The 18,810-nt window shown below is 66.5% G+C and carries 16 protein-coding genes and 1 pseudogene; 9 read left to right on the forward strand and 8 right to left on the reverse strand.

Going from position 1 to position 18,810, the window contains the following annotated elements; translation table 11 throughout:
* Positions 1-28: 28 nt before the first annotated feature.
* Positions 29-820 (reverse strand): DUF11 domain-containing protein, encoded by a 792-nt coding sequence (locus D514_RS28700; RefSeq protein WP_186004824.1) that lies wholly within the window; start codon positions 818-820, stop codon positions 29-31.
* Between D514_RS28700 and D514_RS39205 the strand changes: the two genes are divergently transcribed.
* Positions 807-986 carry a hypothetical protein gene (locus D514_RS39205; protein WP_236610929.1) on the forward strand — a complete coding sequence of 60 codons (180 nt, stop codon included), beginning with the start codon at positions 807-809 and terminating at the stop codon, positions 984-986. The genes D514_RS28700 and D514_RS39205 overlap by 14 nt on opposite strands.
* A 243-nt stretch (positions 987-1,229) precedes the next feature.
* On the opposite strand, the pseudogene D514_RS39545 reads toward D514_RS39205, so the two are convergent.
* The 3 genes and pseudogenes from D514_RS39545 to D514_RS38105 form a co-directional block, all read right to left on the reverse strand.
* Positions 1,230-1,331 (reverse strand): annotated as a pseudogene (locus tag D514_RS39545) (hypothetical protein); the annotation flags it as partial.
* A complete protein-coding gene (locus D514_RS28705; RefSeq protein ID WP_186004825.1) occupies positions 1,325-2,368 on the reverse strand; it encodes a hypothetical protein in 1,044 nt (347 codons plus the stop codon). The gene D514_RS28705 and the pseudogene D514_RS39545, both read right to left, overlap by 7 nt.
* The gene (locus D514_RS38105) at positions 2,341-4,476 is read right to left on the reverse strand and encodes a GEVED domain-containing protein (protein WP_031205808.1); all 2,136 of its coding nucleotides are present in this window, start codon (positions 4,474-4,476) and stop codon (positions 2,341-2,343) included. The genes D514_RS28705 and D514_RS38105 overlap by 28 nt, the downstream gene beginning before the upstream one ends.
* A 198-nt stretch (positions 4,477-4,674) precedes the next feature.
* On the opposite strand from D514_RS38105, the gene D514_RS28715 reads away from it, so the two are divergent.
* From D514_RS28715 to D514_RS28725, 3 genes are all read left to right on the forward strand, one after another.
* On the forward strand, positions 4,675-5,097 hold the full coding sequence (locus D514_RS28715) for a Fur family transcriptional regulator (RefSeq protein ID WP_017829797.1): 423 nt from the start codon (positions 4,675-4,677) through the stop codon (positions 5,095-5,097).
* Positions 5,098-5,174: 77 nt separating this feature from the next.
* Positions 5,175-6,626: a catalase gene (locus D514_RS28720; protein WP_017829798.1), complete on the forward strand. Its 1,452-nt coding sequence runs from the start codon at positions 5,175-5,177 to the stop codon at positions 6,624-6,626.
* 164 nt (positions 6,627-6,790) lie between these two features.
* Entirely contained in the window at positions 6,791-7,591 is an 801-nt protein-coding gene (locus tag D514_RS28725) for an alpha/beta fold hydrolase (protein ID WP_017829799.1), read from the forward strand.
* A 45-nt stretch (positions 7,592-7,636) separates the two neighbouring features.
* Here the strand turns inward: D514_RS28725 and msrA are convergent, their stop codons facing one another.
* Both msrA and msrB read right to left on the reverse strand, forming a co-directional pair.
* Positions 7,637-8,182, reverse strand: coding sequence for a peptide-methionine (S)-S-oxide reductase MsrA (gene msrA / locus D514_RS28730; protein WP_017829800.1), 546 nt, complete (start codon positions 8,180-8,182; stop codon positions 7,637-7,639).
* Positions 8,179-8,679 carry a peptide-methionine (R)-S-oxide reductase MsrB gene (gene msrB / locus D514_RS28735; protein WP_017829801.1) on the reverse strand — a complete coding sequence of 167 codons (501 nt, stop codon included), beginning with the start codon at positions 8,677-8,679 and terminating at the stop codon, positions 8,179-8,181. Before msrB ends, msrA begins: the two co-directional genes overlap by 4 nt.
* Positions 8,680-9,357: 678 nt before the next feature.
* Here msrB and D514_RS28740 point away from each other — a divergent pair.
* A complete protein-coding gene (locus tag D514_RS28740; protein ID WP_144052980.1) occupies positions 9,358-11,016 on the forward strand; it encodes a hypothetical protein in 1,659 nt (552 codons plus the stop codon).
* A gap of 206 nt (positions 11,017-11,222) precedes the next feature.
* Here D514_RS28740 and D514_RS38720 read toward each other — a convergent pair whose 3' ends face one another.
* Together D514_RS38720 and D514_RS38110 are read right to left on the reverse strand one after the other, a co-directional pair.
* Positions 11,223-11,984, reverse strand: a complete 762-nt coding sequence (locus D514_RS38720; RefSeq protein WP_144052981.1) for a hypothetical protein — start codon at positions 11,982-11,984, stop codon at positions 11,223-11,225.
* Positions 11,985-12,201: 217 nt separating this feature from the next.
* The gene (locus tag D514_RS38110) at positions 12,202-13,278 is read right to left on the reverse strand and encodes a DUF4190 domain-containing protein (protein WP_081603877.1); all 1,077 of its coding nucleotides are present in this window, start codon (positions 13,276-13,278) and stop codon (positions 12,202-12,204) included.
* Positions 13,279-14,054: 776 nt separating this feature from the next.
* Here D514_RS38110 and D514_RS28745 point away from each other — a divergent pair.
* The 4 genes from D514_RS28745 to D514_RS28760 all read left to right on the forward strand — a co-directional run bounded on the left by D514_RS28745 (position 14,055) and on the right by D514_RS28760 (position 18,773).
* A complete protein-coding gene (locus tag D514_RS28745) occupies positions 14,055-15,488 on the forward strand; it encodes a hypothetical protein (RefSeq protein ID WP_020380576.1) in 1,434 nt (477 codons plus the stop codon).
* Positions 15,489-15,522: 34 nt separating this feature from the next.
* Positions 15,523-16,626 carry a LuxR family transcriptional regulator gene (locus tag D514_RS28750; protein ID WP_186004827.1) on the forward strand — a complete coding sequence of 368 codons (1,104 nt, stop codon included), beginning with the start codon at positions 15,523-15,525 and terminating at the stop codon, positions 16,624-16,626.
* Between the two features lie 262 nt (positions 16,627-16,888).
* Entirely contained in the window at positions 16,889-17,815 is a 927-nt protein-coding gene (locus D514_RS28755) for a hypothetical protein (protein WP_017829805.1), read from the forward strand.
* Between the two features lie 40 nt (positions 17,816-17,855).
* Positions 17,856-18,773 (forward strand): DUF808 domain-containing protein, encoded by a 918-nt coding sequence (locus tag D514_RS28760; RefSeq protein WP_017829806.1) that lies wholly within the window; start codon positions 17,856-17,858, stop codon positions 18,771-18,773.
* Positions 18,774-18,810 lie beyond the last annotated feature (37 nt).

Below are 18,810 nucleotides of genomic sequence, written 5' to 3' on the forward strand. Positions count from 1 at the left end.
ACAGCGCCTCACGATCGGGCGCTCAGGGTCAGGTCAGTCGACGACGCCGGATGAGCGCCGACCCGACGACCAGCATCAACCCTCCGAGGAGCAGACCGGCCGAGAGCGTTCCGCCGGTCACCGCGAGGGTGGGCGGCGGCGACGGGAAGACCCGCGTGGTCGTCTCCGAGGTCGGCGGGTCGATCGGGTCCCCACCGGGCGTGGTTCCCGTTGCCGTGGCCACATTGCGCACCTGTCCGTTTCGCACGTCGGCAGCGGTGACGGTGTGCGCGGGCACGGTGCAGATCATCTGCGCACCGGAGGCGAGGCTGGTCTGCGGACACGTGACCGCACCCGCGGTGGGGTCGGACACCACGATGTCGGCGACCGTCTGAGCGCCGGTGTTCGTCACGATGATCGTCCACTCGATGCGATCACCCGGATCGATCACACCGTTCCCGTTGACATCGACCGGATTCGCGCGCTTGTCGAGTCCGAGGGAGTTGGTGCCGTCGAAGGGCACCTCGACCGTCGACGGCGGCGACACCGGCGGCTCGCCGGAAGGCGGCGTACCCGTCGCGGTGGCGGTGTTCGTCAGCAGCCCGGAATCGACGTCGGCCTGCGTCGTCTGATACTCCGCCGTGCAGGTGACGAACTGGCCGGGCAGGATGCTCGCGGCTCCTGCCGGGCATGTGACCACCGGAGCGGTTCCCGTCCCCGTGAACGCCGTCTCATCGACGCTCACGTCGGTGAGGGTGACGTTGCCGGTGTTGGTGACCACGAACGAGTACGTGAGCGTCTGCCCCACGGTCGTCATCGTCTCCGGCGTGGCGGACTTCACGATGCTCACGCCGGGGGCAGGGACGACCGGGATCTCGGTGGTCGATGGGGGTGAGACGGGGGGCTCGCCCGTCGGCGGAGTACCGGTCGCGGTGGCCGTGTTCGACACGCTCCCGGAATCGACATCCGCCTGCGTCAGCACATACGACGCCGTGCACACCACCTGAAGACCCGGCNACCGGGATCTCGGTGGTCGATGGGGGTGAGACGGGGGGCTCGCCCGTCGGCGGAGTACCGGTCGCGGTGGCCGTGTTCGACACGCTCCCGGAATCGACATCCGCCTGCGTCAGCACATACGACGCCGTGCACACCACCTGAAGACCCGGCGCGAGCGAGGCCGCACCCGCCGGACACGTGATCGCCGACAACGACCCCGAACCGGTGAACACACCCTCATCCACCGTCACATCCGTGAGAGTGACATTGCCGGTGTTGGTCACCACGAACGAATACGTGATCTCCTGACCCACCACATACGCATCAGCCGTATTCGGGCTCGCCGACTTCACCATCGTGATCCCCGGAGCCGGCACCACCGGNACACACCCTCATCCACCGTCACATCCGTGAGAGTGACATTGCCGGTGTTGGTCACCACGAACGAATACGTGATCTCCTGACCCACCACATACGCATCAGCCGTATTCGGGCTCGCCGACTTCACCATCGTGATCCCCGGAGCCGGCACCACCGGAATCTCCAGAGTCGACGGCGGAGACACCGGCGGCTCACCCGACGGCGGCGTACCCGTCGCCGTCGCCGTGTTCGACACCCCACCCGCATCCACATCCGCCTGCGTCACCACATACGACGCCGTACACGTCACCGCTGCCTCCGGAGCCAACGACGCCGCACCCGCCGGGCACGTCACCACCGGAGCAGTCCCCGTCCCCGTGAACGCCGTCTCATCCACACTCACATCCGTCAACGTCACATTGCCGGTGTTCGTCACCAGGAACGAATACCCGACCGTCTGACCCGCCGAGCCGATCTCCGTCGCATCCGCCGACTTCACCACCGTGATCCCCGGAGCCGGCACCACCGGAATCTCCAGAGTCGACGGCGGAGACACCGGCGNATCCGTCAACGTCACATTGCCGGTGTTCGTCACCAGGAACGAATACCCGACCGTCTGACCCGCCGAGCCGATCTCCGTCGCATCCGCCGACTTCACCACCGTGATCCCCGGAGCCGGCACCACCGGAATCTCCAGAGTCGACGGCGGAGACACCGGCGGCTCGCCCGACGGCGGAGTACCCGTCGCCGTCGCCGTGTTGTCGAGCGAATCGGTACGGTAGTCGTCTGCCGTCGTCGTATACGTCGCCGTGCACGTCACGCTGGCCCCCGGCGCGAGCGATGCCGCACCCGCCGGACACGTCACCACCGGAGCGGTGCCCGTCCCCGTGAACGCCGTCTCATCCACACTCACATCCGTGAGAGTGACATTGCCCGTGTTCGTCACCAGGAACGAATACCCGATCGTCTGACCGGCCGAGGTGATCTCCGTCGCATCCGCCGACTTCACCACCGTGATCCCCGGAGCCGGCACCACCGGAATCTCCAGAGTCGACGGCGGAGACACCGGCGNTCCGTCGCATCCGCCGACTTCACCACCGTGATCCCCGGAGCCGGCACCACCGGAATCTCCAGAGTCGACGGCGGAGACACCGGCGGCTCACCCGACGGCGGAGTACCCGTCGCCGTCGCCGTGTTATCGAGCGAATCGGTACGGTAATCGGCTGCCGTCGTCGTATACGTCGCCGTGCACGTCACCGCTGCCTCGGGAGCCAACGATGCGGCACCCGCCGGGCACGTCACCACCGGAGCGGTCCCCGTCCCCGTGAACGCCGTCTCATCCACACTCACGTCCGTCAGCGTCACATTGCCGGTGTTCGTCACCAGGAACGAGTACTCGATCGTCTGACCCGCCGAGGTGATCTCCGTCGTGTCAGCGCTCTTGACCACGGTCAACGCCGGGGCCGCCGGGGCGGGCACCGTCACGGTGGAGGGGGGAGACACCGGAGGAACGAGGATTCCCGGAGGTGTTCCCGTCGCCGTCGCCGTGTTGGAGAGGGAGCCTCTGTCGATGTCGGCCTGCGTGAGCGTGTAGCTCGCCGTGCAGGTCGTCGAGGCGCCGGCGGCGAGGGTCGTCGTCGGACACACTGCCGGCGAGATCGTCCCCGAGCCGTCGAACGCGGTCTCGGTGACCGCGACGCCGGTGAGAGTCACGTCGCCCGTGTTGGTCACCACGAACGAGTAGTCGATGACCTGCCCGACGGTGAAGGCCTCCGGGCCGGAGGGTGTCGCGGACTTGACCAGCGAGATCCCCGGATTCACGGCGGCGATGGTGAGGGCGTAGTCCTCCACCTCGCCGGTGATGGCGGCACCCGTCGGGGTCGCCGTCGTCAGATCCGTGCCGTTCGAGATCCGGAATCGCGCGAACGTCGGGCCGGCGACCGTCTGGGAGATGATCCCCGGCCATGTGAGCGTGACGGACGAACCATCCGCAGTTCCTGCAGGCACGGGTGCGGAGACGCCCTCGTTGGCGTCGAAGACACCGTTCCGGTTGAAGTCGACCCAGCCGACGAGGGTCGCGTTCGATCCCGGCGCCTTGTTCGCCACCAGCACCGACACGGAGTAGCTGCTCGTGATGCCGGCCGTGATGGGCCCGAACGTCGAGACGCCGTTCTCGTCGTTGATGAACTGGTTCGGGGCCGCGCCGCCGACCTGGTTGTCACCGGTCGCGTTCGCGCTGTACTGCATCGCCGCCTCGGTGTCGGCGGACCATCCGAGATACGTCGCGGCGTTCAGCTCGTGGGAGGCGGAGCCGTAGCTGGCGGGAGCATCGCCGAAGTCGTCCGGGATGGTGGCGCACGAGGGGTTGAATCCGTCGATGCCCTCGCCGCCGCTCTGCGCGCGGTAGCCGCGCACCACGATGTCGCTCGTGCCGGTCGTGGTCCCGGGTCCGCAGCGAGGGGTCGGAGTCTGGAGCCCCCCGGTGGTGTTGAAGTTCTCGCCGATGGTCAGCACCGTCGGGGTGGCTGCCAGGTTCACCCGGAGCTGCCCGGCTGCGGTGAGGATCATCGGTCGGCAGGTGATCTGGACGGAGGACGGCCAGCGCGCCACCCCGTCGCCGACGAAGGTCGTGCCGGTGATGCGATGCACGAACGTGTTGGCGGGGCACGTGCCGGTCTGCAGGTTGCCCCGGCTCTGGTCGTAGACCGGGCCGTTGATCCACGTCGGGTTCACGGTGCCGGTGACGACGCCGGCGTTGCTCACCGTGATCGTCGAGCACTGCACGGCGAAGCGCGTCAGGATGGCATTCGCGCTGGTCGGGTTGATGTTCTGGCGGTTCTCGGTCCGCACTCCCGTGAGCACGGAGTTCGATGGGCACTCGGTCGGCGCGGTCAGATCCTTGTCGGATCCCACCACCGCGGCCTCGAACGACGGGCCGAGGTAGAGCTGGGCGGCGTCACCGGGAGCGGCCGTCGCTGTCGTCGCAGGAACGACGAGGCCCGCGAGCACGAGCGTCAGCAGGGCGACGACGGCGAAGGGCTTGCGACGTGCCCGGGAGAGCCGAAGACGAGCGAGGAGCGATTCGCGCCGCCGCTCGCGCACTCGCTGGATGGCACCGGATGTGCTGGTCTGAGAATGCATCAGGGCCCCCTCGCGTCGCAGAAGCGACCTCCCCGTCGCTCAAGCTGAGATTTTGCCCAGAGTACAGGAGGCGCCACCGGAGCCGACATGTTTTTTTCCACTTCACCTGGGTCAGTTCCGAACGTGCCGGAAGGACCCGAGGCAGCATCCCGGCATTCGTTCTTTTGAGTTATTCAAATCACGGGGTACACTCGAGGCATGGAGACGGAACTCGACTCAGCGCTTCGCGGTGCCGGGCTTCGTGCGACCGCGGGCCGCGTCGCCGTTCTCGAGGCTCTCGACTCCATGGCCCATTCAGACGCGGAACGGCTCTACCGCGCTGTGTCCGAAGTGCTGCCGACCACGTCGATCCAGTCGGTGCACAACATCCTCGCGGACCTGACGACGGCGGGCCTCATCCGCCGGATCGAACCGGCAGGCTCCGCGGCGCTCTACGAGCGGCGCATCGACGACAACCACCATCACGTCGTCTGCACCTCCTGCGGTGCCATCGGCGACGTGGACTGCGTCGTCGGTGAAGCGCCGTGTCTCACCCCGTCCTCGACGGGGGGATTCACCGTCCAGACAGCCGAAGTCACCTTCTGGGGCCTGTGTCCCAGTTGCCAGAACGCCGCACAGTAGCAGTCCGCCGATCGCCCATCCTCGGATGGGGTGTTCGTCGCGCCTGCACGGATGCGGATAAGGAGAAGGAGAACACCATGACGAAACCTGCCACCACGACCCAGACCGGGACCCCCGTCGCCAGCGACGCGCACTCCCTCACGGTCGGCGCCGACGGCCCCACCGTCCTGCACGATCGCTACCTGGTCGAGAAGCTCGCCTCCTTCAACCGGGAGCGTGTGCCGGAGCGCAACCCGCACGCGAAGGGCGGCGGCGCGTTCGGCGAGTTCGTCGTCACGGAAGACGTGTCGGCGTACACCAGGGCCGCGGTGTTCCAGCCCGGCGCCGTGAGCGAGACGCTCATCCGCTTCTCGTCGGTCGCCGGAGAGCAAGGGTCGCCCGACACCTGGCGCGACGTGCGCGGATTCTCGCTGCGTTTCTACTCGACCGAGGGCAACCTCGACATCGTCGGCAACAACACCCCCACGTTCTTCCTGCGCGACGCCATGAAGTTCCCCGACTTCATCCACTCGCAGAAGCGCCTCGGCGACTCGGGTCTGCGCGACGCCGACATGCAGTGGGACTTCTGGACGCTCTCGCCCGAGACCGCCCACCAGGTCACCTACCTCATGGGCGACCGCGGCCTTCCCCGCAGCTGGCGCCACATGAACGGCTACGGCTCGCACACCTACCAGTGGGTGAACGCGGCCGGCGAGCGGTTCTGGGTGCAGTACCACTTCCTCTCCACCCTGGGCTTCGAGACGATGGAGGCCGACGAGGCAGAGAAGCTCGCCGGTTCAGACGCCGACTACTACCGTCGCGACCTGTTCGACGCGATCGCGCGCGGCGAGAACCCCTCGTGGGACGTGTTCGTGCAGATCATGCCGTACGACGAGGCCAAGGACTACCGCTTCAACCCCTTCGACCTCACGAAGACCTGGTCGAAGAAGGACTACCCGCGCATCAAGGTCGGCACGTTCACGCTGAACCGCAACCCGCAGAACTTCTTCGCCGAGATCGAGCAGGCCGCGTTCTCGCCGGGGAACCAGGTGCCCGGCACCGGGATCTCGCCCGACAAGATGCTCATGGCCCGCGTGTTCTCCTACTCCGACGCGCAGCGCTACCGCATCGGCGCCAACTACAACCAGCTGCCGGTGAACCAGCCGCACGCCGCCGAGGTGCGCAACTACATGCACGAGGGGCAGATGCAGTACCGGTTCAACCCGGCCGAGCACCGCACCTACACGCCGAACTCCTACGGCGCTGCGGGCGGCCCCGAGGCCGATCCCGCGGCCGGCGTCGAGGCGAGCTGGGAGTCGGACGGCGAGCTCATGCGCGCCGCCGCCACCCTGCACTCCGAAGACGACGACTTCGGCCAGGCCGGCACGCTCTACCGCGAGGTCTTCGATGCCGAGCAGCGGGCGCGCTTCCTGGAGACCCTCACCGGCCAGGGACGCTCGATCACGATCGACGCGATCCGCGAGCGCTTCTTCCAGTACTGGACGAACGTCGACGCCGACCTCGGCGCCGCGCTGCGTGCGCGCTTCTGATCCGCACGATCATCTGATCGACGGGGTCATCTGATCCGCACGGTCATCTGATCCGCACGGCCTTCCGGGGACACCTCGTCCCCGGAAGGCCGTTTCGTCGTGTCGCCTTTTCCCGGGGGAACCGTCCTGCGCCGACGGCCCGGGAACGGGTCCAAGATGGAGGAGTGGCCGTCCCTCTCTCCGACCTGACCAGCATGCCCGAGCCCCAGCAGGTGTACGCCGCCGACGGCACCCGGCTGGCGACCTACACCTGGGGCGAGCCCGACGCCCCCGTCGTGGTGATCGTGCACGGCTTCGCCTCGAACGCACGCGACAACTGGGTGCTGACCGGGTGGGTACGTGAGCTCACCCGCGCGGGCTATCGCGTGCTGGCGCTCGACCAGCGCGGGCACGGCCTCAGCGAGAAGCCGCACGACCCCGACGGCTACCGCATCCGCACCCTCGTCACCGATGTCGAGACGGTGATGGACACCTATCTCGTCGACGACGCGTTCTATGTCGGGTATTCGCTCGGTGCGCGCGTGGGCTGGGAGGTGGTGCGCGAGCTGCCGCATCGCATCGGACGCGCAGTGCTGGGCGGAGTTCCGGACGGCATTCCGCTGGCTCGCCTGGATCTCGACCAGGTGCGCGGATACATCGCCGACGGCACGCCGGTGGCGGATCGGACGACCCAGAACTACATCGCGCTGACCGAGCGGGTTCCGGGCAACGACCTGCAGGCGCTGGTCGCGCTCGCGGAGGGCATGCGGGCGTCGGGCATGATCGACCCCGACCCCTCTGATGCGCCGACCCGCCCCATCCTGTTCGCCACCGGGTCGAAGGACGCCATCATCGAGGGCTCGCGGGCGCTGGCCTCAGCGACCCCCGACGGGCGGTTCTTCGAGATCCCGAACCGGAATCACTTCAACGCCCCGGGCTCGCGTGACTTCAAGGACGCGGCCGTGGCGTTCCTGGCAGAGGCGTAGCCCGGTCGAAACGACCGGGCTACGCGCAGCCGGAGACCGCTGTCGTCAGACGGCGGCGGCTTCGTCGCGCTTCGGCAGCACCCACCCCGCACGGGGGAAGTGGCACGTGTAGCCGTTCGGGTACTTGATCAGGTAGTCCTGGTGCTCCTCCTCGGCCTGCCAGAACGGGCCGGCAGGCTCGATCGTGGTGACGGCCTTCGCGGGCCAGAGGCCGGAGGCGTCGACATCCGCGATCGTGTCGCGCGCGACCGTCTCCTGCTCAGGGGAGAGCGGGAAGATCGCGGAGCGATAGCTCGACCCGACGTCGTTGCCCTGACGGTTCAGGGTCGACGGGTCATGGATCTGGAAGAAGAACGCCAGGATGTCGCGGTAGGTCGTCTGAGCCGGGTCGAACACGATCTCGACCGCCTCGGCGTGACCGGGGTGATTGCGGTACGTGGCGTGGTCGTTCGAGCCGCCGGTGTAGCCGACCCGGGTGCTGAGCACACCGGACTGGCGGCGGATCAGGTCTTCCATGCCCCAGAAGCAGCCGCCGGCGAGCACGGCGGTCTCGGTCCCAGGGGTGCGGGTGATGTTTCCCGTGTCGGTCATGACTGCTCCTCAGAGGTGTCGGTGGGGGTGTCGGTGGTGGGGGTGTCCGTCGTCGCGGCGAAGAGGGGACTGTAGCGACCGTACCCCTCCTCCTCCAGACTGGCAGCCGGGATGAAGCGGAGGGCCGCCGAGTTCATGCAGTAGCGCAGTCCGCCCTCGGCGCGGGGGCCGTCGTCGAAGACATGCCCGAGGTGGCTGTCGGCTCCTGCCGAACGTGCTTCCGTGCGCTTCATCCACAGCGAGCGGTCGGTGCGCGTGGTCACCGCGTCCGCCTCGATGGGCTTGGTGAAGCTCGGCCACCCGGTGCCGCTGTCGAACTTGTCGGTCGACGAGAACAGGGGCTCTCCCGAGACGACATCGACGTAGATGCCCTCGTCGTGGTTGTTCCAGTACGCATTGCGGAACGGCGGTTCGGTCGCGTCCTCCTGGGTCACCTCGTACTGCAGGTGGCTGAGGCCGCTGACGGCCTCGGGGGTCTTGCGATAGTCGTTCGACATGATCTGACTCCTTGTCCGGCGTCGCTGGCTGCGGCGTCATAGAAGGAGAACCGACGAGCGGCCCGTTTTGGTCCCGTGGCCCTGGGAGCGGGCTGTGAGTTTCGGGCCGCTCGCGACGTCGGTCTGGGGGTGACGGTGTGGCACGCCATGCTGCCGTCGCCACCCGCACCGATCGGGAGACCCGCTAGCGGCAGTGCCTGAGCACACCGTTGCGAAGCACCACGGGGCGGCCGTGTGGATCGCGGTGTCCGGTGCTGCCGAACCATCTGTTGGCGTCACGGTGAAGGCGAACTCCGCCACCTCTGCGGCGCGATCGGCAACCGTCTGGTCGGTCAGCTGGTCGGTGTGCTCTGGGATGTACAGGCCCGATCTTCAGGGCCCTGGGAGTACCGATGCGACCACCAGAACTAGCGGATTTGCCCTCTCGCCCCACGCAGATCCGCCCGTGCCGTACGTATCCTGCTGGTCGACACGCAGCCGCTCCGGCTCGGGTGCGGCTTACTGGTCGACGCCGAATTTCGTCGACCTGATGGATCGGAGGCGACTCCCGGGGTCTCTGAAAACGGACGACGAAGACAATACCGGGGATAAGGCTCGACCTTATACGCCGACCTCTGACGTCGGCGCATTGCCGTGAACGATTGGAATGATGTGTCTTTTCGAAATATGAGCAGGAGGGTGGCTACTCTGTTGATCGCCGCCCTGGTGGCGTCGGCCGCAGGGATCGCCGCGCTCGCTTCCCCCGCAACCGCCTCGATCAACGCGACCAACGCGACGTTGAACGCGGCCCAATCGTTCTTCACGTGGGTCGCGGAAGGCGAGACCTTCGCCGCATCGTTCGCGAAATCACGGAACATCTCATCAGCCCGCGGCAGTGCGATCATCACCGTGGTTCGGCCCGACAGCACGGAATGGTCCTGCACCGACATCGGCACATCATCGCCCGTGGGAACGAGCTGCGCGTTCGAAGAGGCCGCGACCACTGCTGGCGTGTACGAAGTGCGCTTGATCGGTTCCGACCCCGCCACTCCGGAGTACTTCGCTACGACGCTGACGTGGAGCATCGAGGCGCGAGAAGCGGATGCGACAGTCATCCCCGGACGGACGTGGTCCGAAGACTTCCGCATGCGCAACGAGAACACGGCCTTCGTGCCGGACCTCTCGATGTGGGTGCAGACCGAGCAGGGCTACACCTACGCACTCACTCTGCGTGAGCTCCACGGAATCAATTCGCGCTACAACTTCGATGCTTTCGGAGTCGTCGACACGAGCACCTGCATCTCCGTGCAGCACAGCGCCGCCTTCACGCCCAACGACTTCCCCGACATCCGAAACATCGTCGACTCCAGCTGCCCCTTCTCTCCCTACAAGATCTTCTTCGAGCCTCCTGCATCCGACCTGCCCCTCGCGGTCACCCTTCCCAGCGGCGAGGAGACCTGGATGATCCAGCCGGTCCTCGATCCGACGATCACCGGCCTCTCGTTCACGGGCACGACGCCTACGGCACGCTCAGGAATCATCGACTTCTCGGTCAGCAACTTCGAAGGAACGGCGCTGCTGCAGATCGATGCCGACGGCGACGGCGTCTTCGGAGGCCCTGCTGACCGAGAGGAGCCGATCTCGGTGACCGCCACCGGTCTTCTCTCCTTCCCCTTCGATGGCCTCGACGGTCTCGGGCAGCCGATCAGCGAATCGGTGAACATGTCGGTCCGTGTCCTCATCGACAGCGTCGCCGAAGTCCACTTCACGCTCGACGACATCGAACTCCTCGAAGGCGGTATCGAGGTCACCCGGCTGAACGGCCCCGCGGGAAACGAGTCGCGCTTGTTCTGGAACGACACGCCGCTGCTGGATGTCGCCTTCGACTCCCAGGCGCTGATCAAGTGCTCGACCACGCCAGTTCTCGAATCGCTCGCTGGCACGGACAGCACGGGTGGAGTGCACGGCTGGGGCTTCGGGGACTGCGCCAACGTCGGCGAGCTGAACACCGAACCGAGCAACACCCTCAACGGTGGCGGGTGGGGCAACAATCGTCAGATCGACAACTGGGTCCTGGTGGACGCCAACGCTGAGGCCACGATCAGCGTGCCCGCCGTCGTGGTGCCCCCTGTGGACCCCGAAACCCCCGTCGACCCGGGAACCCCTGTTGACCCCGAAAACCCTACGACACCGATCTCTCCGCCGGACGCAGGTGACAAGAACACCGGAAACACCGGCGCACTCGCACAGACGGGCTTGAGCTCGCTTCCCCTGCTCCTTGGCTCTGCGGCCGCCGCTGCGCTCCTCTGCCTGGTCGGGGTACTCGTCCTCCGGCGCGCGCGGCGCGATATCGGCTAGCCCCTCCCCTGCGAACACCGCAAGAGCGGAGGATCCCGCTGCCACGACTCGCCCCTCTCCCCGGCGAGCGTCGGCGGCCGAGGCCGGGTGTGCGGATGAGGCAACTCATCCGCACACCCGGCCTCGCGGACTCTGGCGGCGTCACGAGACCGCGACGCTCCGCGAGATGTTGCAACGCCGAGCGCAGTTGGTGAAGCCTGTCGAGGTCACCCCGACGCTGCAGAGCGGAGATGCGCCCAGCGACGACCGGCTCGGATCGCATGAATCGTCGACGTGCTGACGCCACATCGTTCAGAAAGATCTGCTGCGCTCGCTGCGCGATCTCGGACTATCGCACGCGCATCGTCTTCCGTGAGCTTCGCCCTGCCGTGGCTCTCACCCCAGCGAAATCTGCGCGCCTCGACGCGCTCGACGATGTGCAATGCCGGGGTGACCAGACGCAGGTGGGCGATGGCGACGCAATCAACGTGCGGGCACTCTGGAACAGTGACCACCCAGGCGTCCTGCTCAACGGCACCGTGCGCGTGCTCCCAGAGGATCCGCCGCACGGACTGATTGTGGGATCCCCCAAATGTCGCAGAGGGGCGTCCACGACGGAACGACTTGATCCACCGCAAACAGTCACCGTCTGGTGCCGTACGAGCGGCGAGCCATCGCTCCAATGGCTGCTTTCGCGGCGGCGGCACCTCGATGACCCGAAGGTGCCGGTAGATCCGCACGTCATTCGTGCCCAGTCGCACCGCCAGGGCCGCGACCGACGACCCGCGATCGAAGTTCTCAAGCCACCAGGACGGGTCTTGCGGCAGGTCCACGGCATGATGCCCGCGTGGAGCGTGCCCGGCCTCGCTGACGATCTGTCGAATACGCGTTCGCGACATCCCTGTCGACACAGAGATGCACCGAAGGCTCTGGCCCGAAAGGAACCGCTTGACGACCTCGGTTGCGGCGACTTCAGCAGATTCGCTCATGCACCCTCCGTCCGCATAGCCTCGACGAGTCAGCCTCGGACGCTCTCGAGGCCCAGGGTTCCGTGCTCCGGGTCTTGGGTGTTCGGGCATCGCACAGGCGACCGTCACCCACGCAGCGGGCATGGAAAAACTGCGCGTTCGGCGTACCCCTCATGTCGGGGATGGGAAGAGGGAAGAGGGAAGACCCTATAATGCCCTCTCCCCGACACGTCTTGGATTACCGGGCGGCCCCCTGCGCTGAGCTCATCGACCCCGAGGCTCCTGAGTCGATGACACACAGGAACGTACGATCCCCGTCATTCCAGCCCTCCGCGCGCGGTGCGAACATGGACGCCTCGAACTCCGAATAGTCGTAAGAGATGCCGACGTACTGCTCGAACGCAGGACCGCACTGCTCTGACTGGTGAGCGAGTATCGCGTCCTCACTCGGGAACGGCCCCTCCGGCAGCTCGAATGTGTGGAAGACCTCGCTCTGATGAAGAAGCGAGCAGTCCACCACGGACACGAGGTCTGCCACGGACGGCATGAAGCACGTCCCCGGCGACAGGTTGTTCATGAACGCGAGCGTCGACGTGGGGGCCGGCCCTTCCGCCCCGTCAGTCTCGGCCTCCGGGTCCAGCTCTTCGCAGACGGATCCGGCCGTGCGCCCTCCGCAGGTCCAGGCGAACTCCTCGTATGCGGAGTCGTCCTCGGACTCGAGGAACAGATCCTTGCAGGCATCGAAGCTGCCCTCCTCGCATCGATCCCACAGCACATCCAGGTGGGGATCGTCACCGTATGTCATCGGCGCGGTGCTACCCGATGCCGCGGCTCCGATCCCCACCGCGAAGATGATCGCTCCTGCAGTGATCACGAGGGTCTGGAGCGCGCCGACGACGATACCTGTGATGGCGAGACCACGGCCGCGTGCCGGCGAGCGCTTGATCTGGACCAGACCAACGATTCCGAGGATGACGGCCACCATTCCTGCGACCGGCGACAGGCACACGGACACGAGGGAAGAGATGTTCAGGGGAGGCCTCGACGCCGGATCCGACACATCAGCCGCGGATTCCGCCCCAGGGCCTGAGAATGGAGGAAGTGCGCCCCCGGAAGCGGGTCGGTTCGATGCCGCATGGTCGCCGAGGCCGGCGTGGGCATCTGCCCTGTCGACCGCCGGCATCGAATACGCCTGCGCGTGTCCAGCCTCGGGCGTGCTCGAGGTGATGTCCGATCCTGTGGGTACGTTCTCATTCTCTTGCGTCAAAGCGGTCTCCTTCTGCTGCCCGCAGCTGCCGATAGCATCAGACGCCATCGCGGGTGTCGTGTTCGTGTATTCGTCACTCAGACTCGATGAATGGAAGGGCGACGCCGACCGGTTCCCCGCAGTTGAGGTACCGTCGACGCACCGATACGTGACATGGGCACGACACGGTAGGTACTGGCCGCTGTCGCCCTCCGTGCCCCGTTGCCCGGCACTGCGCCGACCCGTCCTTCGTCTCACGAACGAGGATCGATACGGAGCCCATCGAGCCCCTTCCGCCCGTTCCGACGAGATCACCGGATACCAGGTTCCCGGTCTCCGCGCGTCGCCGCATTCCAGCTGCGGGACGGCGCACCGACACCTGGGCGTGCTCACGGAAGCCGTACCGCAACCACCACTGAACGTCGACACCGTCGTACGCAAGATCGCCGGTGCTCTTACCGGGTCCAGCGTCCACGAGCCCCGGCGGACATCTCCGCACCTAACGTCGAGGTCGTCCCTCGTTGGCAAAGCGAGAGTCTCAGGACGACCGGACACTGCCGAGGCGCGCTTCCGCGGGGCTCACTGACGGTTTCGCGCCTCGGCAGCAGACGTGCGTCGTCGCCGAGCGATCCCAGCTGCCCCGGCAGCGAAGATCCCGAGACTCGACTGCTGTGCCGACGTGTGGCTTCGGACGTCTTTGGGGAGGACATCATTTTCGGCAAGGGCGATCGCTGCGGCGACAAACCGCTAGTTCTGGGGTATTCGTGGCTGGGGGCTACCGCTATCTCCGACCCCACTCGTACTCTCTCGATGATCGCTGTGACATCGTGAGAAAGCGGGCTTCCATGGTCGTCGGACGCAAGCGCAACCTCGCCCGGGCAGTCGACCTCATCCAGGCAGGCATCAGTATCGATGTCGTTGGGGGCAGAGGAAGCGGTCGCACCGCATTCCTCGGCGCGCTGCGGAAGCGTCTCGAAGACAGCGATTGGCGCATCGTGACCGTGAGAGGAATCGCCTCCCTCCGACACCATCCCCTCGCCGCGCTCCACCTCTCCGGCATCGGAAAGGGCTCGCGCACATCGGCTGGTCTCGAGGAGACCGCCGACGCGCTCCAGAGCAAACTCCGTCACCCCCGTTCCGCCTTGTTCCTCGATGATTGGGACGACCTCGACGAGTCTTCCTGGGGCATCGCGGAGTCGATTCGACGAGCGACGGGCATCCCGGTCGTGATCTCTCGACTTCAGGGGCTCCGCGCACGGCACACGCCCAGCGGCCTCGTCGCCTCGACGCAGGAGTCGTCCTATGTGATCGACATGACACCCCTCGATTTCGAAAACCTGGAGCTCGCGATCAGCGCGCACCTAAATGGCCCTGTCGAGGCGAGCACCATGAGCCGGATCTATGCGAAGTCGGGCGGCAACATCGGACTGGCCATCAGCCTGGTGGATGCGACAGTGCGGGAGAACCTGCTGGTACGTCGAGGCTCGGAATGGGTCGCCGCGAGAGACCTCTGGAGTTCCGGCATGCGCGCGGTCCTCGAGGGATATCTCGAGAACCTCGACAAGAGCACGAGGGACGCACTCGAGATCATCGCGATCGTGGGCGTCGCAGGCTTGGAGACGGTCAGGAAGCTCGTCGAATGGGACACCCTCGAACTCCTCGAGGAGCGTTCTCTCATCGCCTTCGTCAACCGCGGTCCGTCGCAGCTGATCACCGTCACTCCCCCCTTGCTGGTCGAGTACTTCCGCCACGAGCCCTTGAGCACGCGGCAGATCCGACTTACCGAACTGATCATCGATCGCCTCGGCTCCTCGTCGTCGTCAACGGCGACCATACTGACCGAACGTTCCAACTCGCTGCACACAGCGACCGAACCCGACGCCCTTTTCGTCCGCCTTCTGCACGAGCGTGCGCGAGCCCGCCGCATCGTGATGGCGGCCGAATGGGAAGCCAACGCCACACCGGCGACCGCCGTCAGGTACGTCGCCGCTCTCATGGACACCTACACTCCGGCCGCCGACACCGACATCCGTCGAGTGATCGGCTCGACCGACCTGTTGTCGGGGGGGGATCGACGACCGCGCGCAATTGCTATCCCTTCGCGCTCGTTGGAGCGCGTACGTCGATCACGACCTCGAGGCGGCGCTGCAGATACTCGAAGAAGGCAGAGACGGCCTGGGCCCATACAGCAGGACTCTCGATGCGGTAGAAGTCGAGATACGGCACTCGATCGAAGCGCTTCCCGACGACTTCGCGGAGATGCTCGAAGTCACGGATGAGCTCCCTGACGCCGTGAAGGCGGAGCTTCTCGAGGTGCAGCTGCTCGTTCTCGTGTCTCTCGCGCGGTTCTCCGACGCGCACCGGGTCGCAACCGCGCTGAGCGAGATAAAGGACGTCGATGTCACTCATCGCCAGAAGGCGTTGAAGGCGCTCGCCATGATTGGGGAAGGACGCTATCAACAGGCGCGGGAAATGCTCGTCCAAGCGCTCGACGAAGCGCACGGGTACCTCGACATCGACGGCGTCCGGACGTTCGGTGCGGCTCTCGCCATCTGTCATCTCCACTCAGGTGACAACGTCGCCCTGGACGAACTCCTCAAGACGATCTTCGCTGCGGGAGATCCGACGCCGTTTCCCGCGGGAACACAGCGGGCCTTCTTGGCGATCGGCACGCTCAACGCCGTACGGCACGGACGTATCGCCAGCGCAGAGAGATTCGCCGCCGAGGTGGAGCATCTCCCCGGTCAAGATGGGCCGATGCCCGTGCAGTCAGCCGCGTGGGCGACAGCTCAGCTCCGCTCATTCGAAGGACAGAGCGCCGAAGCCGCCCGAGTGCTGTGGGAGTCGGCGACAAAGCTATGGGATCGAGGTGCCCGGTTCGCTGCTCTTGTCGCCTTCCTCGCGGCAGCGGAGATCGAGTCCACCCCGGAAAGACTCGATCACATCACCACGTGCCTGTCCTCGACGCCGGATGCAAGAGTTCTTCAGGCCCACCGGGACTACCTCTGCGCATGGGCGGCGCAAGACGGTAACGCCACCCTGGACGCCGCGGAGGAGCTCGATCGCCTCGGTCGCATCGGGGTTGCCCTCAGCGCATGCGAGCAGGCTCTGACCCTCGCGTCTGAGCGGGAAGACATCGAATTGGAGGCCCGTGCGAAGGATATTCAGACGACCATCCGACACGCCCGCGGCGCGGCCGGCTACGACGTCGCACGCTTTCGCGCACAGTCTGCATCTCTCACCGAAAGAGAGAAGGAGGTCGCGCGCCTGGCCGCGACGGGGCTTTCCAACCAGGAGATCGCAGCTCACCTGGTGCTCAGCGTGAGAACCGTCGAGAGTCACATGCACCGGGTGATGCGCAAGCTCGATCTGTCGAGTCGCCATCTCTTGGAGGAGAACAATGCCGCCCTCCTGTAGTACTGATTCGCCGCGTGGAAGTACCGAGGACAGGCCCAAGAGTCACTCATCTTGCCTCCGACGGGACCGAACAGCACGGGCGGTGAACGGGAATCGCCGCTGCGCGCGGTTCGATGGACATGTGCAGGACGTGATCGCCTTGCACATCAGCGGCTCCCGCCCCGGGGAGCCTTATCCGGCTACCCAGGCCGGCAGAGTGGGCGGCGGACGTCATCCCCAGCACGTCCTCTGCCCACTCCCACGTTGAAGGAATCCGCCTCCGATGATCCCGCTGCCCATGCGAGCGCTCGCGGAGAGAGCGCGCTGGAGACGTCTTCGCACGGGTACGCAGAAGAGAGGGGACATCGAGGCCGTCTCCGCTCCTGTGCTGAGGATGCTCGACCCGCGGGTGGCACGCCTCGAGGCACTGTCGAGGACCTTCGACAATGCGCCTGAAGCCGTCGCCCGTCGCTGCGCTGCGCAAAGAGTCATCGTCGGGCAGGGCGAGTGGGCCGCCGATGGCTCTCCCGGTGGCCGGAGGCGCACGCTCGGGCCGGCCGTCATCGAATCCCTCGCGGCCGCCTATGGGGTGCCGCTCTGGTTCCTCAGAGACATCGACAAGACAACCGAGACGGGCATCGCACTGGACCACGAGATCCGCCTGCTCCGCCTCGAACACCGCTTCCCCTCGCGATACGGCCCCCACTCTTGCACTCCTGACAGTCCTTTGGACCCCTCGGACGAACTCCGGCTCCTCACTGCGGCACGACGTGCCCTCGACATATCGCTGCTCCGTCGGGTCGTCACGGGAGTCGGCGCGATGGCGCTCTTCGCGCTGTTGAGCATGATCGCGATCCTCTCCCCCGTGCGCGCTGCCCTGCCCATCGGGGGCCTCACCGTCTTCCTGTTCTTCGTGCTCTGCGCCCACGGCGAAAAGTGGATGGCCGGGATGAGGACGACGCTGACGTCACGTCGGCTCGCTCGCCCCGAGCTCTCCCGCGCCGTGCAGGCGAGACTGCAGCAGTACATCGGCGAGAACCTTCCGCACCTTCTCGGGCCCGTGCGCACTCGGTGTGTCGTCCAGCGCGTGCTCTGCCACGGCGCGCCCATCGGATACGAGACCCTGACGCTGCTCACCTCCCGGCCGAGAGCCATGCTCCGCTGCGCTCTCGGCGCCCCCCTGCCGAGCGGAGCCCCTCCGGCTCGATAGAGTTGCCTCCGCACTGCACACCTGCCGAGGGGAACCGCCCATGTCCGTTGGACTGCTCGCCGTCGTCGATGACATCCTGAGCGCTGCGATGAAGGCGTCGGCGAAGGCGGCCGGCGTCGTGATCGATGACGCCGCGGTCACCCCGCAGTACGTGCAGGGCCTCACACCGGCCAGGGAGCTGCCCGTCGTAGGCAAGATCGCTCTGGGGTCGCTTGCGAACAAGTTCCTGATCATCATCCCGGCCGCCCTGCTGCTCACCGCGTTCGCGCCCTGGGTGCTGCCGTATCTGCTGATCCTGGGTGGTGCGTACCTCTGCTTCGAGGGCGCGGAGAAGGTGCTGGAGTGGTTCGGCGTGCAGCACGGCCACGCCGACGAAGGCGCGCGCGATGAGAAGAAGCTCGTGCTGGGTGCGGTGCGCACCGACCTGATCCTCTCGACCGAGATCATGCTGATCTCGCTGGCGAGTCTGGACAAGGGCCTCGACATCTGGGCGACCCTGGCCATCCTCGCCGTGATCGCGCTTCTGATGACGGGCGTCGTCTACGGCGCCGTCGCGCTGCTGGTGAAGATCGATGACATCGGCCTTAAGATGGCGAAGAACCCGGTGCAGCGCGTGCGTCACACCGGCACGAGGATCGTGCGGTCCATGCCCGCGGTTTTCCGGTTCATCAGCATCCTCGGCACGGTCGCGATGCTGTGGGTCGGTGGCCACCTGGTGCTCGTCAACCTCGGCGAGGTGGGCTGGCACTTCCCGGTCGACATGCTGCACGCCGTGGAGCACGCGCTCCACGGCCTCGGTCCGGTCGTGGTCTGGATCGTGGACACGATCATCTCCGCGATCGCCGGTCTTCTTCTGGGACTGGTCATCGTCGGGATCGTGCTGGGCATCGCGCGGCTGTTCGGCAAGACGCCCAACTTCCACGAGGGCGAGGAATCCCCCGCCGACGTGCACGTCTGAATCCAGCGACGCGACGGCGCCGACCGACCGACCGGAG

The organism is Microbacterium sp. UCD-TDU (assembly GCF_000340625.1).
GTDB lineage: Bacteria > Actinomycetota > Actinomycetes > Actinomycetales > Microbacteriaceae > Microbacterium > Microbacterium maritypicum.